Source organism: Pseudomonas sp. YA1 (genome assembly GCF_058680555.1).
Window position 1 is genome coordinate 227,118 of sequence record NZ_JBZWBG010000007.1, and the last position, 20,858, is coordinate 247,975.

A 20,858-nucleotide genomic window follows, 5' to 3' on the forward strand; every position below is an offset into this window, starting at 1 on the left:
TCACCCCGACGGAGAGTCCCCCCATGAACCGCACGCTGGCCTACAAGCTCGGCGCCATCGCCCTACTCATCCTGCTATTGCTGATTCCCCTGTTGATGATCGACGGCCTGATCCGCGATCGCCAGGAGGTTCGTGACGGCGTGCTGCAGGATATCGCCCGCAGCTCCAGCTACAGCCAGCGCCTCACCGGCCCGCTGCTGGTGGTGCCGTACCGCAGGACGGTGCGCGAGTGGGTCACCGAGGAGAAGACCGAGAAGCGCGTGTTGCAGGAGCGCGAGCAGCGCGGCGAGCTGTACTTCCTGCCCGACCGCTTCGCCCTCGACGGGCAGATGCGCACCGAGCTGCGCTACCGTGGCATCTACCAGGCGCGCCTGTACCACGTCGACAACAAGGTCGCCGGCTACTTCCAGGTGCCTGCGCACTATGGCATCGAAGAAGACCTGGAGGACTACCAGTTCGAAACGCCGTTCCTGGCGATGGGCATCAGCGACATCCGCGGCATCGAGAATGCCCTGCGCCTGTCCCTCAACGGTGCCAGCGTCGACTTCGAGCCGGGTAGCCGGGTCGGCCTGCTCGGCAGCGGTGTGCACGCACCGCTGCAAGGCGTCGACGGGCGCCAGGCGCAGCGCCTGGAGTACGCCTTCGACCTGTCGTTGCTCGGCAGCGAGCGGCTGGACATCGTGCCGGTGGGCCGCGACAGCCAGGTCATCCTGAAGGCCGACTGGCCGCACCCGAGCTTCGGCGGCGAGTTCCTGCCCAGCGAGCGGGAGATCACCGCCCAGGGCTTCACCGCGCGCTGGCAGACCAGCTTCTTCGCCACCAACATGGAAGAGGCGCTGCGCAGTTGCGTGGAGGAGCAGCGCTGCGACGGTTTCCAGGCGCGCGCCTTCGGCGTCGGCCTGGTCGATCCGGTGGACCAGTACCTGAAGGCCGACCGCGCGATCAAGTACGCGCTGCTGTTCATCACCCTGACCTTCGCCGGATTCTTCCTCTTCGAGGTGCTCAAGCGCCTGGCGGTACACCCGATCCAGTACGCGCTGGTCGGCCTGGCGCTGGCGTTCTTCTACCTGCTGCTGCTGTCGCTGGCCGAGCACGTCGGCTTCGAGCTGGCCTACCTGGTCTCCGCCGGAGCCTGCGTCGGCCTGATCGGCTTCTACCTGTGCTTCGTCCTGCGCAGCGTGGCCCGAGGGCTGGGCTTCAGCGCCGGCCTGGCAGGGCTGTACGGCCTGCTCTACGGCTTGCTGAGCGCGGAGGACTACGCCTTGCTGATGGGCTCGCTGCTGCTGTTCGCGGTGCTTGCCGCGGTGATGGTGCTGACCCGCCGCCTGGACTGGTACGGGGTCGGCCGCAAGGACCTCCCAGCCGTACCCGCCAAGGCCTGACGACGAGGGCGGCGGCGCCGGCCGCCGCCGATTTCCAAGGAGGAAAACCATGCGCCTGTTCTTCGAGTTCACCCTCTGTGCCGCCCTCGGCCTGCTGGTCAGCGGTGTGATCCTGATCTTCCTGCTGTTCTTCGGCAAGTTCGGCCTGATCGAGTACTGGATCGCCAGCGGCAAGCCCCTGGCCCACGCCATGCTGGTGCTGATGCCGGACGGATTCTGGGAAGGCCTCAGCGGCATCGAGGGCGCCGCCGGCAATCCGCACGTGCGCTCCTTCCTGGAGCTTTGCATGGGGCTCGGACAGAGCGCGCTGTTGCTGGGCCTGCTGCTGTTCCGCCTGGTGTGCTGGAAATGAACGGCTATGTCGGCCTGCGCGACGACCGTCGCGACGGTGAGCGCCTGGCGGCGCGGATCGGCCTGCTGTTCCCCGGCCCCTCGGCGGCCTGGCTGCAACGCGCTGAGCGCCTGCGGCGGCAGCAGGCGTCGGCGGGCCTCGGGGTCAGGCGCGGGTGGCCTGCATCGACGGGCGCTGGCTGACTTCGGCGAACCAGGCGGCGAGTCGCGGGTAGCGGCCGCGCCAGTCCCACTCCGGCTGGCGCAGGTCGAGATAGCCCAGGGCGCAGGCGACGCCGATGGCGGCGATGTCGAAGCGCGCCTGCAGTTCGGCGGTGCAGTCGCTCTCCAGCCATGCCAGGGACCGCGCGATCTTTTCCCGCTGTGCCTCGAGCCAGGCGTCCCAGCGCTTCTCCTCGGGGCGGACGAAGGTCTCGTAGCGGGACAGCACCGCGGCGTCGAGGACGGCGTCCGCCAGCGAGGCGATGGTCAGGCGTCGCCAGCGGGCGCTGCCTTCGCGGGGGATCAGCGGTTCGCCGACGTGCTGCTGGTCGAAGTAGTCGCAGATCACCCGGCTGTCGTGCAGCACCTGGCCGTCCGGCAGGCGCAGGGCGGGAATCTTGCCGGCCGGGTTGCTGGCGTTGAGCTGCCGGATGGGCGCGACCGGCGTCGGCGTGACTTCCTCGAGCGCCACGCGCTCGCGTTGGCCGGTTTCGTGGAGCAGGACCAGGACCTTGCGCACGAAGGGCGAGGCGGCGGCGTAGAACAGCGTATGGGTAGCGCTCATGCGGGCTCCTTGGAAGGATCAGTCGCGGACGACGCGCAGACGATCGGCGGCAGGCTCGGCGCTCCAGGTTTCTCCGGGGCGACCGCCGAGCAGGGCGTTGCCGGGCGCCGGCCGGTCGCTGGGCAGGACGCGGAATGTCGCCTGCTCACTGTCGAAACGCAAGAGCGCCCCGCTGGCGGCGTCGTGCAGCCAGACACGGTCCATGGCGTCGACCCGCAGGCTGTCCGGGCGGGCCTGGCTGTCCGGCAGCGGCCAGCTCTGCCACGAGGCATCGCTGGGATCGTAGCGGTACAGCCGGGCGCCACCGCTGTCGCTGGCCCAGAGCCTGCCGATGGAGTCGGCGCCGATCCCGCGCAAGGCCTTCGTGCCTTCAGGCGCGGGCAACCGCTCGGCGCTGCCGTCGAGCGGATCGACATGCACCAGCGCGTCGTCCTGCGCGTACCAGACCTCGCCGTCCGGGGTGACGCAGATGCCGTTCGCCGCCTTGCCCTGGGGCGAGGGCCAGACCTCCACCAGGCGCCTGGCTGGGTCGAGGCGACCGTGGAAGCCGCGGCTGCCGGTGAACCAGAGGCGCCCGTCGTCGTCGAATACCGCGGACTCGAGCCCGGCCGGCGCGGCCTTGGCCGGTAGCGGGAAACGTTCGCTGCCCAGGCGCTCGCCGCCGATGCGAAGGATGGCGTTGAGGCCACTGTCGAGCACCCAGGCGTTGCCGCTCTCGTCGCTGACGATGGCTCGCGGCCGCGCGCCTTCGCCGAGCGGCACCTGCACGCTCTCGCCACTGGTCGGGTCGAGGCGCCCCAGCGAATGCCCGCCGTCCGCGCCGTACCAGACCGCACCCTGTGCACTGGGCGCGACCGCGTAGGGCGCGGAGCCCTTGTCCAGCGGGTAGTACTGTTCGCCGGCCAGGGCGGCGCCGGTCGACGACAGGGCCAGGAGCAGGCCCAGCAGCGGGTAGGGCAGGTGACGCATACGGTTCTCCCGGAACGACGAGCGGAACGTGGAAAGGCTCTGTCTTGCTATTCTGGCAGCGCATTGAGCATAGGAGGAACTGCGAATGGCCACAGTGGAAATACTCGGGGCGGAATGCCGCGCGGGGGGCGCGGTGAACGACGATGCGCTGGGCTGCACGGCGCAGGCCGCCTGGGTGATCGACGGTGCCACCAGCATCGGTCGCAGCGTGCTGGGCGTGGAAAGCGACGCGCGCTGGCTGGCCCAGGCGGTGGACCGGCACCTGCGGTTGCTGCTGGAAGTCGAGCCCGAGCAATCCAGCGAGACCCTGCTGCGGCGCCTGCTCAACGATATCCAGGGCGACTTCCGCGCCCAGAGCGGCCGCGACTGGCACGACCTCGAAGACATGCCGGCGGCCTGCCTGAGCCTGCTGCGGATTCGCGGCGGAGAAATCGAACTGCTCAACATCGGCGACAGCCGGATCCTCGTCGAAGGCGCCGACGGCCAGGTACGCAGCTTCGGCGATTCGGCCCTGTACGAACTGGACCGGCAATCCCTGGCGCATTTCTGCCGGATGCGCGAGGAACATCCGCAGTGGGACCACGCCGAACTGTTCAAGGCCAGCCGCCCGCGCGTGCGGCAGAACCGCCTGCTGATGAACAAGCCCGAGGGCTACTGGGCGCTGGACATCAGCGACCGCTGGCTCGGCCAGGTGCAGCGCGAGACCTTGCCGCTCGCCGCGTTGCGTTCCTTCGTGCTGATGACCGACGGCTTCGACCGGCTGGTCGAGCCTTTCCGCCGCTATACCGACGAACAGTTGCTGCGGCGCCTCGAGGACGTCGGAGTGAGCGCCATGCTCGACGAGTTGCGCGAGATCGAACAGGGCGACGACCAGGCCCTGGCTTTCCCGCGTTTCAAGATCCACGACGACGCCAGCGCGCTGTGGGGTCGGATCGCGGGGTGAACGACGATCTCCGGCGCCCGGAATACAGGTCCTCCCCGATGCGCCGGCTGCCGATATCCCGGCCCTCTCCCTCAGGCGGGAGGAGGGCATCCGGTGCCCGGAAGGTACGTTCTGCGGTAGGGCGAATAACCGCGAAGCGGTTATCCGCCGTTACGCACCTGTGACGCGTCGCTTACCACTTGTAGCTGACGCTGCCCACCACGCTGCGCTGGTCGCCGTAGTAGCAGTAGTAGCCGTCGCAGGACGCCAGGTAGTCCTTGTTGAACAGATTGTTGGCATTGACCGCCACGCTGACGCCTTTCAGGCTGCCGTTCAATTGGCCCAGGTCGTAGCGCACGGCGGCGTCGTACAGGGTGTACGAGCCGGCGTAGCCGTCGTAGGTGTTGGCCTGGTCGCCGTAGGTCGAGCCTACGTAGCGGGCGCCGGCACCCACGCTGAAACCGTTCAGCGTACCCTCGTGCCAGGTGTAGTCGGCCCATAGCGAGGCCTGGTTGCGCGGCGCCTGTTGCAGGCGGTTGCCTGCGTACTGGCCTTTTTTCACTTCGGTGTCGGTGTAGCTATAGGAGCCGATCACTTTCAGATTGTCTGTGACGTTGCTGGTGGCTTCCAGCTCCAAGCCGGTGACCTTAACCTCGCCAGCCTGCGAGGTAGTGGGTGTCCCATTGACGTTGTCGGTGACCCTCACGTTCTCCTGGCGTAGGTCGTAGACGGCTGCGGTGAACAGCGAATCGGAGCCTACGGGTTGATACTTGACGCCCAGTTCCCATTGTTTGCCTTCGGTGGGTTTGAACATCTTGTTGGAGCCTATATCGTCGGCGCCTGTGCTTGGCTGGAATGACTCCGCATAGGAAAGGTAGGGCGCCAGGCCGTTGTCGAAGATGTAGCTCAGAGCTGCGTTACCGCTGAATTTCTTGTCGCGGCTGGTGTTGGTGGCATCGTTCTGATTGTAGAACGTGGCGCCGGCATGTACCCAGTCCTCACGGCCGCCGAGGGTCAGGCGCCAGTTGTCGAGGGCGATCTGATCCTGGACGTAAAGCCCGGTCTGATAAGTCTTCTGTCGGTAGTCATAGAACGCACTAGAGCGCGATGGCTTGGGAATTGGCTGACCATAGATCGGGTTGTTGACGTTGGTCGGCGGCACACCGGTGAAGTTGTAGATCGAGGTGTAGTCGGTGCGGGTGCGGTTGTGATCGATACCCAGCAGGAGAGTATGGCGCAGCGCACCGGTCTCGAAGTCAGCCTGGAAATTGTTATCTACCACGAACTGACTGATGTCCTCGTCCACCGAGGTCGTCATGCGCTGTAAGGTGCCGTCGGCGCTGGCCGCATCGATACTGCTGGTTGGCGTAAGCGTCTGGAACGACAGGTCGTTGCGCAGGTAGCGCAGGTTCTGGCGGAACTGCCAGACATCGTTGATGCGCCGTTCGAAGGAATAGCCCAACCAATAGTAGGTGCGGTCGTAGAAGTCCCAGTCCGGATCGCCGAGGTTTTTGTGATGGGAGATCTTTCCGAACGGAGCGTCGTATTTGGTCCCGCGTAACGGCAAGAATTGGCTGGTGGCGGCTGTATCGTCGCGGTTGAATTGGCTGAGGAAGGTCAGCCGGGTATCGTCGTCGATGTTCCAGGTCAGGCTCGGGGCGATGTTGTAGCGCTTGTCGTCGATATGGTCGACCTGGGTGTTGCTGTCGCGCACCACGCCGGAGAGGCGATAGAGAAAGCGCCCCTCGTCGTCGATCGGGCCGGTGCTGTCGAAGCTGATCTGCTTGTGGTTGTAGTTGCCGATCTCGGCCTTCAGTTCATGGCTGGCGATGCCCTGCGGGCGCAGGCTGACCATGTCGAGCATGCCGCCGGGCGGGGTCTGGCCGTAGACCGAGGAGGCCGGGCCGCGGAGCAGGGCGAGGCGCTCCAGGTTCCAGGTCTCCAGCTTCGGGTTGTTGTATGAGCCTGTCGCCATCGGCAATCCATCGAGGAACTGGGTCGGCTTGAAGCCGCGCACCTTCAACCAGTCGGAACGGGAGTCGCTGCCGAAACTGCTGGCGACGACGCCGGGCATGTAGCGCACCGCGTCGTCGAGGTTGTGCACGGCGCGGTCGGTCATCTGCTGGCGGGTCGCCACCGAGATCGAGCGCGGGGTCTCGAGGATCGGCGTATCGGTCTTGGTCCCGGTCATGCTGCGCTTGGCCACGTAGCCGCTGGTCGGCCCCAGTGGGTCTTCCTCGGCGCCGCTGACCGTCATCGCCTGCAGCGACAGGGTGTCTTCCGGCACCTTGCGCAGGCTGTAGGTGCCGCCGGCATTTTCCACCAGTTCCAGGCCGCTGCCCTTGAGCGCTTCGCGCAATGCGCCGGGCGCGTCGAAGCGACCTTGCACGGCGTGGGCGCTGCGTCCTTCGGCGAGCGCCGGATCCAGGGTGAGGACCAGGCCGGCTTGGGCCGCGATGCGGTTCAGGGTGCCTGCCAGCGGCCCGGCGGCGATGCGGTAGTCGCGCACGCTGGCCTGTTCGGCCGGGGCGGCGTGGAGGAACGGTGCGGGAACGGCGAGGGCGATGGCTAGGGCGAGCAGGCCGGGACGGAACGTCGGGCGGGGCATGTGCGGGGCTCCTGGATGGAAACGAGTCTCAATGCCTCCTTGCCGGACGAGTCGGAAAAAGTGATAGGGCCGGCGGGAAAAATTTTTCGCCGGCCCGTTCGGTTCAGCGTGGCACCACTTCGAACCACCAGGCGTTGTGCCTCACGCTGCGCACCGGCAGGCTAGGCTCCAAAGCCTGAAGGGCAAGGCGGGTGTCCTTCAGCGGGAAACTGCCGGTGACGCGCAGGTCGGCGATGCTCGGGTCGACCCGCAGCAGCGCCGGCGAATAGCGCCCCAGTTCCGCCACCAGGTCGGCCAGCCGGGTGTTCTCCACCACCAGCATGCCTTGTGCCCAGGCGCCGGCCAGGGCCGGGGCCGCTTCGCTGGCCTGCAGGCCTTGCGGCAGGATCAGCACCTGCTGGCCTTCCTTGATCACACGCTCTTCGCTGAGCGTTTCCGCGCGCGCGGCCACCGCCGACTGCAACACGGTGAGGCGCGTGCCGGGTTCCTCGCGGCGCACCAGGAAGCGCGTGCCGAGGGCGCGCATGTCGCCATCGGCGCTGCTGACCACGAAGGGGCGCGGGTCGCCATGGGCGGTTTCCACCAGGATCTCGCCGGCCAGTAGCACGACCTGGCGGCGTTCGCCGTCGAAGCGGACGTCGATGGCGCTGCGGCTGTTCAGGCGCACATGGGTGGCATCCGGGAGGGTCAGCTCGCGCTGCTCGCCGGTGGCGCTGTAGGCGTCGGCCAGCAGGTAGCGGACCGGGACGTAGCGGTTGGCCACGCCGAGCCCGACGCCCAGCGCCAGCACTAGCCCCAGGGCGCTGCCGCCGAGCCGGCGCAGGCGGCGCTTGAAGCGTGCGTTGCCGGACAGCAGGGCGTTGCGCGCCGGCCCGTTGGCGGCTCTCGCCAGGTGCCGGTCGAGGCCGCCGAGCTGTTCCCAGGCGCGTTCGTGTTCGGGATGCGCCGCGTACCAGCGGTGGAAGGCGCGGTGATCGTCGGGATGGGCTTCGCCGGAGTCGAGCAGCAATTGCCAGGCGATGGCTTCGTCGAGCACCCGCGCGCGTACCGGCGAATGACGATCGTCGGCGTTCACCGGGGCTCTCCGTAGAGGGCGATGTAGCACTGGCGCAGGCCCTGGGCCAGGTATTGGCGCACGCGCGGCACCGAGACTCCGAGACGCTCGGCGATCTCCGCGTGGGGCATGCCGTCCAGGCGGCTATAGAGAAACGCGCTGCGCGCCTTCAGCGACAGCGTGCCAAGCAGGCGATCGATCTCGCGGAGATCCTCGAGAATCAGGTACTGCTCTTCGGCCGAAGGCTGCTCCGCTTCCGGAACCAGCGCCAGTTCGGCGAGATAGGCCTGCTCAAGGGCGGCGCGGCGGAAGTGGTCGATCATCAGGCCGCGCGCCACCTTCGCCAGGAACGCGCGCGGTTCGCGCAGGCCGGGCAGCTCCGGGCGGCCGAGGAGGCGAACGAAGGTGTCCTGGCTGAGGTCTTCGGCGCGCTGGCGGCAGCCGAGGTTGCGGTTCAGCCAGGCAAGCAGCCAGCCGCGGTGGTCCCGGTACAGGCTACCCACGAATTCGCTGTTGCTGACGTCACCCGCCGACACGGCCGCTCCCCATCCCGAAACGGGATTGAATGGAAAAACGAGAATTATTCGCAAATGATCGCAAAGTGCGACTATCCCTGCAATTGGCGTCCGTCGGGAAGCCACTTGAGTCGTCCCGCCGGTTTGCCGGAGGATCGGCGTTCCCATAACAAGAACAGGAGTCTCGCCGTGGCCGAACCTTTGCTGATCATCGGTTCCTATCTGTCCCCCTATGTGCGCAAGGTGCTGGTGCTGCTGGAGCTGAAAGGCATCGCCTACCGCATCGACCCCATCGTGCCGTTCTTCGGCGACGAGGCCTTCGAGCGCCTCAGTCCGTTGCGCCAGATTCCGGTGCTGGTGGACGGCGACTTCGTCCTTAACGATTCCAGCGTGATCTGCCAGTACCTGGAGGAGCGCTACCCGCAGCCGAGCCTGTATCCCGTCGACATCGGCCAGCGCGCCCAGGCCCGCTGGCTGGAGGAGTACGCCGATTCGCGGCTGGGCCAGGTGATCATCTGGCAGTTGTTCCACCAGTTGGTGATCAACCGTGGCATCTGGCAGCGCGAACCCGACCAGGCGATCCTGCAACGCACCTACGACGAAGACCTGCCATCGATCTGCAATTACCTGGAAGGGCGGATCCCGCCAAGCGGCTGGCTGTGCGGCGAGCTGTCCATCGCCGATGTCGCCGTCGCCTGCCTGTTCCGCAATGCCCAGTTGGCGCGCTACCAGGTCGACGGCGAGCGCTGGCCGCGCCTGGCGCGCCTGTTGGCTGACGCTTTCGCCCTGCCGGCCTTCCAGCATCTGGCGCGTTTCGAGAAGGCCACCGCGCAGACCCCGGTCGCCGAACAGCGCCAGGCGCTGCGCGAGGCCGGCGCGCCGCTCAGCGCGACCAGCCACGCCCGCGAGCGGCCGGTGCGCGGTCCGATGAGCCGCTGAGAGGGAGTGCGGGCGGCGCCCAGGGCGCCGTCCTGATGAAGCGCCATTCAGCGCCTCGATAAGACCTTCGCGGCGCTGGTGGATCCAGCGTCCGGGCATATTTTATATAGACCAGTCTATATAGAACGGAGGCCGCACCGTGATGAACGTCCCCGAAGGGTTCCAGCCGCTGTTCCGCAGCAGTCCGTTGCTCGACCTGCTCGGTCCTTTCTTCTGCCGGCACGACGCCCAGCGCCAGTTGGTGGTGGCGCTGCGCATCGACGAAAAGCACTGCAACCACGGTGGCACCGCCCACGGCGGCCTGCTCTCGACCCTGGCCGACGTTGGCCTCGGCTACGCCATGGCGTTCTCCCGCGAACCGCCGCAGCCGATGGTCACCGTCGGCCTGCGCCTGGACTTCTGCGGGGTCGCGCGGGTCGGCGACTGGCTGGAGGTGCATACCCGGGTCGACAAGCTCGGCCAGCGCATGGCCTTCGCCTCGGCCCGGCTGCACAGCGGCGAGCGCCTGGTGGCCAGCGCCAGCGGCGTGTTTCATCTGCCCTGAGGCTCGGGCATGCTTGCCCGGTCGTCTGCCGTGAGTTGGGGAGTCAGGTTTGCCGAAGAAGTCCAATGCCGCCGAACGGATCGTCCATGCCACCGCCTCGCTGCTGGCCAGCCGCGGGTATTTCGGCACCGGGCTGAGCGACATCATCGCTCGCGCCGAGGCGCCGAAAGGCTCGCTCTATCACTATTTCCCCGAGGGCAAGCCGCAGATCGCCAGCGCCGCGATCGGCTTCGTCGCCGACGAGGTGGCGTCCTTCCTCGACCGCGCCGGGACCCAGGCCCCCCATGCGCGCAACGTCCTCCGCCAGTTCACCGCGACCCTGCGTGGCTGGCTGGAGCATTCGCGTTTCGAAGAGGCCTGCCCGGTGCTTTCCACCAGCCTGAGCATCGACGCCGAGCTGGCCCCGGTGCATGCCGAATGCCGCCGGGCGCTCCGCGCCTGGCACGCCAGCATCGAGCGTGCGTTGCGCGCCGACGGACTGGCGGAAAAGCTCGCCGCCTCGCGCGCCTGGCTGATCCTCGCGGCGCTGGAGGGGGCGGTCGCGGTGGCCCGCGTCGAGCGGTCGTTCCAGGCGCTGGATGCGATCGAGGAAGAATTGCAGGCGCTACTGCCGGCCTAGGCGGGTGTCGCGCCCAGGCCGGACAGGTATCCTTCAGTGCTGCACGCTGTCCACCGCGATCGCTTCGCCGGAAACTTCGCGGTAGGCCGTGCGGCGCTTGGCCAGGGCATAGTGGATCAGGCCGGCCAGGCCGGCGCCGAAGAACCAGGAGAACGGCGATAGCTCGGCGAATGCCGGCAACAATGCCAGCAGGGTGGAGATGATCGCCGCCGGGACGAACGCGGCGATGGCCCGCGGGTTCACCCCTCGCGCGTAGTGATAGGCGCCGGCGCGGCTTTCGGTGTACAGCTCCGGCAGGTTCACCCGGCCTTTCCGCACCAGGTAGTAGTCGACCATGATGATCCCGTACAGCGGGCCGAGCAGCGCGCCGAGGCCGCCGAGGAAGTAGAGGATCACCCCGGGGCTGTTGTACAGGTGCCAGGGCAGGATCAGCACCGCGATGGTCGCGCTGATCAGCCCGGCGCGGCGGACGTTCAGCAGGTTCGGCGCCAGGTTGGTGAGTACGTAGGCCGGGGCGACGAAGTTGGCCATGATGTTCACCGCCACGGTGACGATCAGCAGCGCCAGGCTGGCCAGCACCAGGAAGAGGGTGTCGGGGATCGCGGCGACGATGTCGGTGGGGCTCTGGATGAGCTGGCCGTCGATCCTGAACTGGGCGCCGGCGAGGACCACCGCGAACAGGCCGAACAGCAGGATGTTCACCGGCAGCCCCCAGAAGTTGCCGACGCTGATGGTGCGCCGGTCCGGGCAGCCGCGGGCGAAGTCGCAGAAGTTCAGGATCATGGTGCCGTACAGGGTCACCCAGAACGCCGCGCCGCCGAAGATCTTCAACCACATCTGCGAACCGCTCATGGGTTCGCCGCTTGACCAGGCGATGGAGGCGCCGGCGCGCAGGTACATCCAGGCGGCGAGGGCGGCGACGGTGAGCAGGATCACCGGTCCGGCGAAGGATTCGTAGCGACGCACCATCTCCATGCCGTAGGCGAAGATCAGCAGTTGCACGCACCAGATGGCGACGAAGGTCGCCCAGCCCAGGCTCGACAGGCCGAGGATGGCGTCCTGGTCGTAGGCGGCCAGCCCCGGCCAGATCGCCGTCAGCAGCACGCGCAGGACGATGGAGGCGAGATAGGTCTGGATGCCGAACCAGGCGATGGCGATCACCGCGCGGATCAGCGCGGGGAGTTGCGCGCCGTGGATGCCGAAGGCGATGCGGCACATCACCGGGTAGGGCAGCCCGGTCTTCTGGCCCATGTAGCCGGACAGGTTCATCAGCCCGTAGACCATCAGCGCGCCCAGGGCCAGCGCGGCGAGGATCTGCGCACCGCTCATGCCGAGGGCGAAGAGGCCGATGGCGAAGGAGTAGTTGGCGATGTTGTGCACATCGTTGGTCCACAGCGCGAACAGGCTGTAGCGTCCCCAGCGGCGCCCTTCGGCCTTGGTCGGGGCGAGATCGGCGCTGTACAGGCGCGGGCTCAGCGGCGGCAGTTCGGGGCCGGCGTGATGGCTGGCGCGGGGCAGGCAATCGAGACTGGCGGGAGTGCCCAGGTCCAGGCGCGCCGCCGAGAACTCCGCTGCGCGCAGCCCGGCGCGTGGCAGGCAGTCGAGACTGGCCGGAGTGCCCAGGTCGAGCAGTGAGGCGGAGAACTCCGCGCTCCGCTGACCGGCGCGCGGCAGGCTGTCGAGGCTTTCCAGGGTGCCGAGGTCGAGCAGCGAGGGAGAAAACTCGCGGGGCGAGGCGGGCGGCTTCGGGGTGCTGGACATGGCGGTCTCCTCCGGCAGTCGGAAGAACTCGGCGCGAGGTCGGGTTCGTCTGTTGTTTTTGTATACAAAAATTTCGAAGATTTAAGCCAGTTATGTGCCAACCGATCCTCGACCGACTTTTCCGTGTTCTGCGGAAACCGGCCTTTTACCGGCAAGCCCCTGAAACCGCTTGGGAAAAAGCTGTCGCCTCGATCAGGTAAGAATTTCGAACCGATTCATAGGCTTATGCGGACGGACGAGGGAGAGGGGAAAAAAGCGGGACGCCAGGAGGCCGTATTGGGAAAATTGTGCACAATAATTGTGCCCAGTGTTACCGCCGCGCCCGTCGACGGTGCGCGGCGCGAAGCTCAGCCCGTCCGGGAAATATCCAGGCCCTTCAACTGCCCGATCATCCACGCATGGGCGTCACGCCCGACATGCTGGACGTGGCTGTAGAGCCGCAGCACGTAGGGCGGAATGTCGAACGGCGCGGGATACAGGGCGAGGCCGGCGGCTTCCGCCAGTGCCTGTGCGGCATGTCGGGGAGCGGTGAGCAGGAAATCGGTGGAGCCTGCCAGGAACAGCGCCGCCAGCACCGTCGGCAGTTGCACCACCACTTCGCGACGCAGGCCGGAGCGGGCCAGCAGCCGGTCGATCACCCCACTGTCCTCGTTCCACGGCGTCACCACCGCATGCCGTTCGGCCAGGTAGCCCTCCAGCGTCGGCGCCCCGGCGAGGCGCGGGTGGTCGCGCCGCGCCACCACCACGTAGCGGTCGGCGAACCAGTCATGGGCCTGGATGCCTTCGGGCAGGCGCTCGTGTTCCTCGTCGTAGCCGAGGGCGAAATCGATCCGCCCGCTGGCCAGGGCCTCTACCGACAGCTTGCGTTCCGCGTTGACCAGGCGCAGGCGCACTCCGGGCGCGCTGTGCTGCAGGCGGTTCATCAGCGGCGGAAGCAGGGCGAAGGCGGTGTAGTCGGTGGCGGCGAAGACGAAGGTGCGCTGGCTCTGTCCCGGTACGAACGGCCGCCACTCTTCCAGCCCCTCGCCGAGGGCGCGCAGGGCGGCGGCCACCGCAGCGGCCAGGTGCTCGGCACGCTGGGTCGGCTGCATGCGATTGCCCTGGCGCAGGAACAGTTCGTCGTCCAGCCCCTGGCGCAGGCGCCCCAGCGCATGGCTGAAGGCCGAGGCGCTGATCGCCAGTTCGCTGGCTGCGGTGCCGACGTTGCGGTGGCGATACAGGGCGTCGAAGACAAGCAGGAGGTTGAGATCGAGACGGCGCAGCAGGGGATGCATGTTATTCAGTTGCCGATGAGAAGAATGCACTTCATGCATCTTAGCAGGCGCACTAGGATGGCCGGATCCTCCACCGGAAGGTTGCCCATGACTCTCGAAATCCGTCCCGCCGTACCGGCCGACGCCGAACAGATCCTTGCCTTTATCATTGAACTGGCCGACTACGAGCGCGCCCGCCACGAGGTGGTCACCGATGTCGAAGGCATCCGCCGCAGCCTGTTCGCCGAAGGCTCGCCGACCCGCGCACTGATGTGCCTGAGCGAAGGCCGGCCGATCGGCTATGCGGTGTATTTCTACAGCTACTCGACCTGGCTGGGGCGCAACGGCATCTACCTCGAAGACCTCTACGTCACCCCTGAGTACCGTGGCGTCGGCGCCGGTCGCCGGCTGCTCCGCGAGCTGGCCCGCGAGGCCGTGGCCAACGACTGCGGACGCCTGGAGTGGAGCGTGCTGGACTGGAACCAGCCGGCCATCGACTTCTACCGCTCCATCGGCGCGCTGCCGCAGGACGAGTGGGTGCGCTACCGGCTGGATGGCGAGGCGTTGCGCAAGATGGCGGAGTAGCTGGCGGCAAGCCGGCGTTGATGCCGGGGGAGTGTGTGGGGGTAGGGCGAATAGCGCCTGGCGATATCCGCCAGTTTCTCACCGAGGACGCCTGGCGCCCTCCGCCCTGTCGCCGCTTTTCCCCCGCAACGTCGTAGCGTTGTCCCGCAGGAGCGCCCACAGGCGTTCCGCTACCGGGCCCTGCGCGCGATCGCGCCGGCGCGCCGCCACCACCTCTTCGCTGCGTTCTGGCAGATGCGGCCCGGCCAGGGCGAGCAGGCGGCCGTCGGCCAGTTCCTCGTCGACCAGGAAGTCCGGCAGATGCCCCCAGCCGAGGCCCTGGAGGATCACCTCTTTCTTCGTTCGCTGGTCCGGCACGCTGCACTGTCGCGCGCCGGCGAGCATGAAATAGTCCGTCGGCGGAGAATGGCGGGCGCTGTCGCGCATCACGCACTGGGCGAAGGGGCGCAGTTGTTCCGGGCGCACCGGTCGCGGCGGAGGATCGCCGAGCAGGCCCGGCGCGATGACCGGGACCAGCCCGACCCTGCACAGGTCGAGCCATTCCAGGCGTGGGTCGGACTTGTCCACGCGATGCAGGATCAGGTCGGCCTCGCCGTCCAGCAGGCGCTCCAGCGGGCCGCTGACGGTTTCGAACAGCAATTGCAGGCGGGTCTGCGGCTGGCTGCCGAAGAACCCTGCGAGCAGCGCCAGGGCCGGGCGCGGCGGGCAGAGGTCGCCCAGTACCACGCGCAGCTCGCATTCCTCGCCCTGGGCCAGGTGCGCGGCGTGGCCCCGCAGCCCTTCCAGTTCGTAGAGCAGGGACTGGGCACGCTGGTGGAAGGAGCGACCGGCGGCGGTCAGGCCGACCCGGTAGCCGCCCCGTTCCAGCAGCACCAGGCCGAGCTGGCGCTCCAGCCGGGCAACGGCGGCGAACACCGCCGGATGGGAGCGGTGCAGGCGCTGTGCGGCGGCCTGGAAGCCGCCGGCGTCGACCACCGCGTCGAAGCATTGGAGGTCGTGGAGGGTGAAATCGTGCATGTCAGCTTCCCTGACAGAGTCGTTCCATTCTTTGTAGTTTTTCCCAGGGGCCGTCGCAACTAGCCTGGCGTGCATGGCAATCACCCTGACCCCGGAGGCTCCCATGGGCAACCTGTCTTTTCTCGCTACCAGCGATGGCGCCAGCCTCGCCTATCGCCTGGACGGTGCGGCGGAGAAACCGCTGCTGGCGCTCTCCAACTCCATCGGCACCACCCTGCACATGTGGGATGCGCAACTCCCGGCACTGACCCGGCACTTCCGCGTTCTGCGCTACGACGCCCGTGGCCATGGCGCCTCCAGTGTGCCGCCGGGGCCCTACACCTTGGCCCGGCTGGGCGAGGACGTACTGGAGCTGCTCGACGCGCTGGAGGTACGGCGCGCGCATTTCCTCGGCCTGTCCCTGGGCGGGATCGTCGGCCAGTGGCTGGCGCTGCATGCGCCGCAGCGGATCGAGCGGCTGGTGCTGGCCAACACCTCGGCCTGGCTCGGCCCGGCGGCGCAGTGGGACGAGCGCATCGCCGCGGTGCTGCAGGCCGAGGACATGAGCGAGACCGCCGCGGGCTTCCTCGGCAACTGGTTTCCGCCGGCGCTGCTGGAGCGCGCCGAGCCCGTCGTCGAGCGCTTCCGGGCGATGCTCATGGCCACCAACCGGCACGGCCTGGCCGGCTCCTTCGCGGCGGTGCGCGATACCGACCTGCGCGCGCAACTGGCGCGGATCGAGCGGCCGACCCTGGTGATCGCAGGGGCGTACGACACGGTCACCGCCGCCAGCCACGGCGAGCTGATCGCCGCGTCGATTGCCGGGGCCAGGCTGGTTACGCTGCCGGCGGTGCACCTGTCGAACGTCGAGTTCCCGCAGGCGTTCGAAGGCGCGGTGCTGAGCTTTCTCGGCGCAGCCTGATTAGGCTATCGTCGCGCCTTTTCCCTCGGCGCAGGAGCCGACATGAACGAGCCGGGCAGTTTCATCTGGACGTGGTACGGGCAGGATGAGCATCGATGGGTCCTGCTCAGCGCAGAGGCGTTCCTGGCGCTCGATTTCCTGGCCCTTGACGGTGCCATGCAGAGAGAGACCGTCGGCAGTTGCCCGGGCTGCTCTACCTGGTCGGAGAAGATCGTGCCGTTGCACGAGTGGCTCGAAGGCTGTCCGGGTCACCAGGCCGGGAGTTTTCGCGATGCCTTGAGGCGTGTCTGGGCGCTGTGCAACGAGCTGCCCGAGGAAGCGCTGGGCTGCTTCGACTTTGACATCTATGCCCACCCCGGATGGCAGGTGGTACGTCGAGAGGCCCGGGAGGCGCTGCGGCAGAACGGTTGGGGCAGCATCCGTAGCCACGCCGAGGAGCTGCGCGACGACTGTTGGGAGCGTGTGCATGGCTACCCGAAGAAATGAAAAAGCCGCCCCTCGGGGCGGCTTTTCGTTGCGCTGCGGCGAACGGCCTACAGCCCGTTCTTCGCCTTGAACTCGCGGCGGCGGCGATGCAGGACCGGCTCGGTATAGCCGTTCGGCTGCCGGGTGCCTTCCACCACCAGCTCCAGGGCGGCCTGGAACGCGACGTTGTCGTCGAAGTTCGGCGCCATCGGCCGGTAGGACGGGTCGCTGGCGTTCTGCCGGTCGACCACCACGGCCATGCGCTTGAGGCTCTCGACCACCTGCTCCTGGCTGATCACGCCGTGACGCAGCCAGTTGGCCAGCAGCTGGCTGGAGATGCGCAGGGTGGCGCGGTCTTCCATCAGACCGACGTCGTTGATGTCCGGCACCTTGGAGCAGCCGACGCCCTGGTCGATCCAGCGGACGACATAGCCGAGGATGCCCTGGGCGTTGTTGTCCACCTCGTTCTTGATCTCTTCCGCGGTCCAGTTGGTGTTCGGCGCCAGCGGAATGGTCAGGATGTCGTCCACCGAGGCCGGGGTGCGCTTGGCCAGCTCGGCCTGGCGGGCGAACACGTCGACCTTGTGGTAATGCAGGGCGTGCAGGGTCGCGGCGGTCGGCGACGGGACCCAGGCGGTGTTGGCGCCGGCCAGCGGATGGCCGATCTTCTGCTCGAGCATGGCGGCCATCAGGTCGGGCATGGCCCACATGCCCTTGCCGATCTGCGCCTTGCCTTGCAGGCCGGTGGCCAGGCCGACGTCGACGTTGTTGTTCTCGTAGGCGCCGATCCACTTCTCCGACTTCATGGCGCCCTTGCGCACCACGGCGCCGGCTTCCATGGAGGTGTGGATCTCGTCGCCGGTGCGGTCGAGGAAGCCGGTGTTGATGAACACCACGCGATCCTTGGCCGCCTTGATGCAGGCCTTCAGGTTCACGGTGGTGCGGCGCTCCTCGTCCATGATGCCGACCTTCAGGGTGTTGCGCGGCAGGCCGAGGACGTCCTCGACGCGGCCGAACAGCTCGTTGGTGAAGGCGGCTTCTTCCGGACCGTGCATCTTCGGCTTGACGATATACACGCTGCCGGTGCGGCTGTTCTTGCGGCTGGTGTTGCCGTTCAGGTCATGAATGGCGATCAGGCTGGTGAACAGACCGTCCTGGATGCCTTCCGGCACTTCGTTGCCGTCCTTGTCGAGGATCGCATCGTTGGTCATCAGGTGGCCGACGTTGCGCACGAACAGCAGCGAGCGGCCGTGCAGGGTCAGTTCGGAACCGTCGGCCCTGGTGTAGACGCGGTCCGGGTTCATGGTGCGGGTGAAGGTGCTGCCGCCCTTGCTGACTTCCTCGGCCAGGTCGCCTTTCATCAGGCCCAGCCAGTTGCGGTAGATCACTACCTTGTCGTCGGCGTCGACCGCGGCGACCGAGTCCTCGCAGTCCATGATGGTGGTGAGGGCGGCCTCCATCAGCACGTCCTTCACGCCTGCGGCATCGGTCTGGCCGACCGGGCTGCTCGGGTCGATCTGGATTTCGAAGTGCAGGCCGTTGTGCTTGAGCAGTACCGCTTGCGGCTTGGCGGCGTCGCCCTGGAAGGCAAGGAACTGGCCAGCGTTCTTCAGGCCGGTTTCGCTACCGTTCTTCAGCGCGACGACCAGCGCGCCGTTCTTCACGCTGTAGGAAGTGGCGTCGACATGGGAGCCGGACTCCAGCGGCGCGGCCTCGTCGAGGAAGGCGCGAGCGAAGGCGATGACCTTGTCGCCGCGAACCTTGTTGTAGCCCTTGCCTTTCTCGGCGCCGCCTTCTTCGCTGATCACGTCGGTGCCGTAGAGCGCGTCGTACAGCGAGCCCCAGCGGGCGTTGGAGGCGTTCAGGGCGAAGCGCGCATTCATCACCGGCACCACCAGCTGCGGGCCGGCCATGCGGGCGATCTCGTCGTCGACGTTCTGGGTGCCGGCCTGGAAGTCTTCCGCCTCGGGCAGCAGGTAGCCGATTTCCTCGAGGAAGGCCTTGTAGGCAGCGGCGTCGTGGGCCTGGCCGGCGCGAGCCTGGTGCCAGCCGTCGATCTTGGCCTGGAGTTCGTCGCGCTTGGCGAGCAGGGCTTTATTCTTCGGCGCCAGGTCGTTGATCACGGCCTCCGCACCGGTCCAGAACGTGTCGGCAGAGACGCCGGTTCCGGGGATGGCTTCGTTGTTCACGAAGTCGAACAGGACTTTGGCGACCTGCAGGCCACCGACTTGAACGCGTTCAGTCATTGTTTGCCTCACTCTGCTCTAGACCAGCTCTGGACCCGGGCCGCACGGCCTTGTAGTCCGAGCCGCGGCATACTACATGATGCCGCGGGAAAAATCAGTGGTTACGCGTCGCGTTACGACTGGATGACGCTTCACGGTCACGTTGGCCAGGCTCAATGTTCGCAAAAAAACTGTACTTTGTTCCAGATAAATCTAAAAACAGTACACGATTTATCGCGAGCCCAACTGCGGCGCGGCGTCGCAGGATGTTTCACTGCGCTGCGAGCGCCTTGCCTATACTCCCGGAATCGCCCCAGGAGCCTCGCCATGCCCGTCCATGCCGCATCCCTCGCCGATCTCGCCGACCTGGTTCCGCTGTTTTCCGCCTACCTCGACTTCTACGAAGTGCCGGCGCCGGAAGAGCAAGTCCGCGCATTCCTCGCCGAGCGCCTGCGCCAAGGCGATTCGACCCTGTTCCTGGCCAGGGATGCCGAGGCGCGGGCGCTGGGCTTCGTCCAACTCTATCCGCTGTTCGCCTCCCTGGCGCTACGACCTTCGTGGTTGCTCAGCGATCTCTACGTCCGCCCGGAGGCGCGCCGCCAGGGTGTCGGCGAGGCCCTGATGAACCAGGCCCGGGGTTTCGCCGAAAGCATGGGCGCCTGCGGCCTGCAACTGGAGACGGCGAAGACCAACCACGCCGGGCAGTCGCTCTACGAGCGCCTCGGCTATGTCCGTGACGAACAGTTCTACACTTACTGGCTGCAGCTCTGAACTCCCATTCGTCCCAGCAGGAGGCAAGCTCATGGATCACCTGGTCCTGACCGTGATCGCCACCGACCATCCCGGCCTGGTCGAGCGCATCGCCCAATGCATCGCCTCCCACGGCGGCAACTGGCTGGAAAGCCGCATGTCGCGGATGGCCGGGCAGTTCGCCGGGATACTGCGGGTGGCCGTGCCGGCGGAGGGCTACGACGAACTGGTGGAAGGGCTACAGGGCCTGTCCAGCCATGGCATCCGCGTGCTCCTGGCGGAAAGCGGGATCGAGCCGGTATGCAACTGGAAGCCTATCCACCTCGACCTGGTGGGCAACGACCGCCCCGGTATCGTGCGCGACATCACCCGGCTGCTGGCCGAGCACGGGGTGAACCTGGAGAGCCTGTCCACCGAAGTGCGCCCGGCGCCGATGAGCAGCGAACCGCTGTTCCATGCCGATGCGCTGCTGGCGGTGCCGCTGACCCTGTCGCTGGACACCCTGCGCGAGCGACTGGAAGACCTGGCCGACGACCTGATGGTGGAATTGGTGCTGGACGCGTCCTGAAGTTGTTCAGGAAAGCCGGGGACGGGCCTGTGGAAAAGCCTTGGGTGAAACCCTGAAGCCCAGGCGCCGCGAGGCTTGGAGGTCGTAGCGCGTTTTTTGACCAGCTGCGTTGCGGTTATTCCCAAACCAGGTGGAGCAGCCTGTGGGTATTCTGTGTGGATAAGCTTGCAGGCCTTCATCCATGGGCGATACAAGGGTTTGATCGTTTTCTGAGCAGCCTCTCTTGCGCTTTTGCTTGTGGATTAACCTTCGCCGCTATCGTTGCCCCTGTGCACAAATAACGTGGAGCAGTCTGTGGGTAAGCCGGGGAAAAATCCATGCAGGCCTTTATCCATCGGTACTCCAGATGTCCGTACGTTTTTTGATCGATGGCTTTTCCGGTTCATCCACAGTTACTCACAAAAGCCTTGGGCAGCTTTGTGGACAAGCCTTGTGTATATCGTTGTAACCCTTGGTAAGCCTGGCATGCAGCGGTATGCTCAAAGACTGATCAGGCGCTTTTCAGGGCCTCTTCCGAAGAGTTATCCACGTGCCTGCGGAGAGGAGAAGGCAGGTCTATGCACAAAGTACGTGCATGAACCTGTGGAAAAGCCTGGGGTGGATCGCTGAGCGTCAGTATTGGCAGGGGCTAGGAAGGAGTGCGCGTTTTTTCGCCAGGCTTGCG

At 66.9% G+C, this 20,858-nt stretch carries 21 protein-coding genes; 12 read left to right on the forward strand and 9 right to left on the reverse strand.

What is annotated here, in order from left to right; all coding sequences use genetic code 11:
• Positions 1 to 23: 23 nt before the first annotated feature.
• Genes creD through AC4OR5_RS12090 form a run of 3 tightly spaced genes read left to right on the forward strand, consistent with a single transcriptional unit; the run spans position 24 to position 1,916 of the window.
• Positions 24 to 1,382, forward strand: coding sequence for a cell envelope integrity protein CreD (creD, locus tag AC4OR5_RS12080; RefSeq protein ID WP_033938502.1), 1,359 nt, complete (start codon positions 24 to 26; stop codon positions 1,380 to 1,382).
• A 49-nt stretch (positions 1,383 to 1,431) separates the two neighbouring features.
• Positions 1,432 to 1,734 (forward strand): hypothetical protein, encoded by a 303-nt coding sequence (locus AC4OR5_RS12085; protein WP_003084737.1) that lies wholly within the window; start codon positions 1,432 to 1,434, stop codon positions 1,732 to 1,734.
• The gene (locus AC4OR5_RS12090; protein WP_003084739.1) at positions 1,731 to 1,916 is read left to right on the forward strand and encodes a hypothetical protein; all 186 of its coding nucleotides are present in this window, start codon (positions 1,731 to 1,733) and stop codon (positions 1,914 to 1,916) included. Before AC4OR5_RS12085 ends, AC4OR5_RS12090 begins: the two co-directional genes overlap by 4 nt.
• On the opposite strand, the gene AC4OR5_RS12095 is transcribed toward AC4OR5_RS12090, so the two are convergent.
• A complete protein-coding gene (locus tag AC4OR5_RS12095) occupies positions 1,879 to 2,499 on the reverse strand; it encodes a glutathione S-transferase (RefSeq protein ID WP_023100759.1) in 621 nt (206 codons plus the stop codon). The genes AC4OR5_RS12090 and AC4OR5_RS12095 overlap by 38 nt on opposite strands.
• A gap of 18 nt (positions 2,500 to 2,517) precedes the next feature.
• Positions 2,518 to 3,468: a Vgb family protein gene (locus AC4OR5_RS12100; protein WP_003111755.1), complete on the reverse strand. Its 951-nt coding sequence runs from the start codon at positions 3,466 to 3,468 to the stop codon at positions 2,518 to 2,520.
• Positions 3,469 to 3,553: 85 nt separating this feature from the next.
• Here AC4OR5_RS12100 and AC4OR5_RS12105 point away from each other — a divergent pair, with 85 nt between their 5' ends.
• Complete coding sequence (locus AC4OR5_RS12105; protein ID WP_003084748.1) at positions 3,554 to 4,411, forward strand: PP2C family serine/threonine-protein phosphatase; 858 nt, start codon at positions 3,554 to 3,556, stop codon at positions 4,409 to 4,411.
• A gap of 172 nt (positions 4,412 to 4,583) precedes the next feature.
• Here the strand turns inward: AC4OR5_RS12105 and AC4OR5_RS12110 are convergent, their stop codons facing one another.
• The 3 genes from AC4OR5_RS12110 to AC4OR5_RS12120 all read right to left on the reverse strand — a co-directional run bounded on the left by AC4OR5_RS12110 (position 4,584) and on the right by AC4OR5_RS12120 (position 8,588).
• The gene (locus tag AC4OR5_RS12110; RefSeq protein ID WP_058160907.1) at positions 4,584 to 6,998 is read right to left on the reverse strand and encodes a TonB-dependent siderophore receptor; all 2,415 of its coding nucleotides are present in this window, start codon (positions 6,996 to 6,998) and stop codon (positions 4,584 to 4,586) included.
• 103 nt (positions 6,999 to 7,101) lie between these two features.
• Positions 7,102 to 8,073: a FecR domain-containing protein gene (locus AC4OR5_RS12115; RefSeq protein WP_058160909.1), complete on the reverse strand. Its 972-nt coding sequence runs from the start codon at positions 8,071 to 8,073 to the stop codon at positions 7,102 to 7,104.
• Complete coding sequence (locus AC4OR5_RS12120; RefSeq protein ID WP_003084762.1) at positions 8,070 to 8,588, reverse strand: RNA polymerase sigma factor; 519 nt, start codon at positions 8,586 to 8,588, stop codon at positions 8,070 to 8,072. The genes AC4OR5_RS12115 and AC4OR5_RS12120 overlap by 4 nt, the downstream gene beginning before the upstream one ends.
• A gap of 168 nt (positions 8,589 to 8,756) precedes the next feature.
• Between AC4OR5_RS12120 and AC4OR5_RS12125 the strand changes: the two genes are divergently transcribed.
• The 3 genes from AC4OR5_RS12125 to AC4OR5_RS12135 all read left to right on the forward strand — a co-directional run bounded on the left by AC4OR5_RS12125 (position 8,757) and on the right by AC4OR5_RS12135 (position 10,669).
• The gene (locus AC4OR5_RS12125) at positions 8,757 to 9,506 is read left to right on the forward strand and encodes a glutathione S-transferase family protein (RefSeq protein WP_003113262.1); all 750 of its coding nucleotides are present in this window, start codon (positions 8,757 to 8,759) and stop codon (positions 9,504 to 9,506) included.
• A 139-nt stretch (positions 9,507 to 9,645) separates the two neighbouring features.
• On the forward strand, positions 9,646 to 10,050 hold the full coding sequence (locus AC4OR5_RS12130; RefSeq protein ID WP_003084769.1) for a PaaI family thioesterase: 405 nt from the start codon (positions 9,646 to 9,648) through the stop codon (positions 10,048 to 10,050).
• Between the two features lie 49 nt (positions 10,051 to 10,099).
• Positions 10,100 to 10,669 (forward strand): TetR/AcrR family transcriptional regulator, encoded by a 570-nt coding sequence (locus AC4OR5_RS12135; protein ID WP_003084771.1) that lies wholly within the window; start codon positions 10,100 to 10,102, stop codon positions 10,667 to 10,669.
• A 33-nt stretch (positions 10,670 to 10,702) separates the two neighbouring features.
• Here AC4OR5_RS12135 and AC4OR5_RS12140 read toward each other — a convergent pair whose 3' ends face one another.
• Complete coding sequence (locus AC4OR5_RS12140) at positions 10,703 to 12,430, reverse strand: NCS1 family nucleobase:cation symporter-1 (RefSeq protein WP_079992447.1); 1,728 nt, start codon at positions 12,428 to 12,430, stop codon at positions 10,703 to 10,705.
• A gap of 347 nt (positions 12,431 to 12,777) precedes the next feature.
• Positions 12,778 to 13,704, reverse strand: coding sequence for a LysR substrate-binding domain-containing protein (locus AC4OR5_RS12145; RefSeq protein WP_023092329.1), 927 nt, complete (start codon positions 13,702 to 13,704; stop codon positions 12,778 to 12,780).
• A gap of 87 nt (positions 13,705 to 13,791) precedes the next feature.
• Here AC4OR5_RS12145 and AC4OR5_RS12150 point away from each other — a divergent pair, with 87 nt between their 5' ends.
• Entirely contained in the window at positions 13,792 to 14,268 is a 477-nt protein-coding gene (locus AC4OR5_RS12150) for a GNAT family N-acetyltransferase (RefSeq protein ID WP_003084777.1), read from the forward strand.
• Between the two features lie 78 nt (positions 14,269 to 14,346).
• On the opposite strand, the gene AC4OR5_RS12155 is transcribed toward AC4OR5_RS12150, so the two are convergent.
• On the reverse strand, positions 14,347 to 15,285 hold the full coding sequence (locus tag AC4OR5_RS12155) for a LysR family transcriptional regulator (protein ID WP_023092330.1): 939 nt from the start codon (positions 15,283 to 15,285) through the stop codon (positions 14,347 to 14,349).
• 103 nt (positions 15,286 to 15,388) lie between these two features.
• Between AC4OR5_RS12155 and pcaD the strand changes: the two genes are divergently transcribed.
• Together pcaD and AC4OR5_RS12165 are read left to right on the forward strand one after the other, a co-directional pair.
• Positions 15,389 to 16,186: a 3-oxoadipate enol-lactonase gene (gene pcaD / locus AC4OR5_RS12160; protein ID WP_003113259.1), complete on the forward strand. Its 798-nt coding sequence runs from the start codon at positions 15,389 to 15,391 to the stop codon at positions 16,184 to 16,186.
• A 42-nt stretch (positions 16,187 to 16,228) separates the two neighbouring features.
• Positions 16,229 to 16,672: a hypothetical protein gene (locus tag AC4OR5_RS12165; protein ID WP_023092331.1), complete on the forward strand. Its 444-nt coding sequence runs from the start codon at positions 16,229 to 16,231 to the stop codon at positions 16,670 to 16,672.
• A 47-nt stretch (positions 16,673 to 16,719) separates the two neighbouring features.
• Here the strand turns inward: AC4OR5_RS12165 and AC4OR5_RS12170 are convergent, their stop codons facing one another.
• Complete coding sequence (locus AC4OR5_RS12170) at positions 16,720 to 18,897, reverse strand: malate synthase G (protein WP_003105217.1); 2,178 nt, start codon at positions 18,895 to 18,897, stop codon at positions 16,720 to 16,722.
• Between the two features lie 306 nt (positions 18,898 to 19,203).
• Here AC4OR5_RS12170 and AC4OR5_RS12175 point away from each other — a divergent pair, with 306 nt between their 5' ends.
• Complete coding sequence (locus AC4OR5_RS12175) at positions 19,204 to 19,647, forward strand: GNAT family N-acetyltransferase (RefSeq protein ID WP_003084786.1); 444 nt, start codon at positions 19,204 to 19,206, stop codon at positions 19,645 to 19,647.
• Positions 19,648 to 19,678: 31 nt separating this feature from the next.
• A complete protein-coding gene (locus AC4OR5_RS12180; RefSeq protein WP_003084789.1) occupies positions 19,679 to 20,194 on the forward strand; it encodes a glycine cleavage system transcriptional repressor in 516 nt (171 codons plus the stop codon).
• Positions 20,195 to 20,858: the final 664 nt, after the last annotated feature.

Bases quoted from the DNA above. Each gene is read 5' to 3' on its own strand.
- AC4OR5_RS12170 (WP_003105217.1), bottom strand. From the start codon at position 18,897: ATGACTGAACGCGTTCAAGTCGGTGGCCTGCAGGTCGCCAAAGTCCTG.
- AC4OR5_RS12150 (WP_003084777.1), top strand. From the start codon at position 13,792: ATGACTCTCGAAATCCGTCCCGCCGTACCGGCCGACGCCGAACAGATC.
- pcaD (WP_003113259.1), top strand. From the start codon at position 15,389: ATGGGCAACCTGTCTTTTCTCGCTACCAGCGATGGCGCCAGCCTCGCC.
- AC4OR5_RS12095 (WP_023100759.1), bottom strand. From the start codon at position 2,499: ATGAGCGCTACCCATACGCTGTTCTACGCCGCCGCCTCGCCCTTCGTG.
- AC4OR5_RS12085 (WP_003084737.1), top strand. From the start codon at position 1,432: ATGCGCCTGTTCTTCGAGTTCACCCTCTGTGCCGCCCTCGGCCTGCTG.
- AC4OR5_RS12110 (WP_058160907.1), bottom strand. From the start codon at position 6,998: ATGCCCCGCCCGACGTTCCGTCCCGGCCTGCTCGCCCTAGCCATCGCC.
- AC4OR5_RS12140 (WP_079992447.1), bottom strand. From the start codon at position 12,430: ATGTCCAGCACCCCGAAGCCGCCCGCCTCGCCCCGCGAGTTTTCTCCC.
- AC4OR5_RS12090 (WP_003084739.1), top strand. From the start codon at position 1,731: ATGAACGGCTATGTCGGCCTGCGCGACGACCGTCGCGACGGTGAGCGC.
- AC4OR5_RS12165 (WP_023092331.1), top strand. From the start codon at position 16,229: ATGAACGAGCCGGGCAGTTTCATCTGGACGTGGTACGGGCAGGATGAG.
- AC4OR5_RS12100 (WP_003111755.1), bottom strand. From the start codon at position 3,468: ATGCGTCACCTGCCCTACCCGCTGCTGGGCCTGCTCCTGGCCCTGTCG.
- AC4OR5_RS12155 (WP_023092330.1), bottom strand. From the start codon at position 15,285: ATGCACGATTTCACCCTCCACGACCTCCAATGCTTCGACGCGGTGGTC.
- AC4OR5_RS12105 (WP_003084748.1), top strand. From the start codon at position 3,554: ATGGCCACAGTGGAAATACTCGGGGCGGAATGCCGCGCGGGGGGCGCG.
- AC4OR5_RS12145 (WP_023092329.1), bottom strand. From the start codon at position 13,704: ATGCATCCCCTGCTGCGCCGTCTCGATCTCAACCTCCTGCTTGTCTTC.
- creD (WP_033938502.1), top strand. From the start codon at position 24: ATGAACCGCACGCTGGCCTACAAGCTCGGCGCCATCGCCCTACTCATC.
- AC4OR5_RS12175 (WP_003084786.1), top strand. From the start codon at position 19,204: ATGCCCGTCCATGCCGCATCCCTCGCCGATCTCGCCGACCTGGTTCCG.
- AC4OR5_RS12180 (WP_003084789.1), top strand. From the start codon at position 19,679: ATGGATCACCTGGTCCTGACCGTGATCGCCACCGACCATCCCGGCCTG.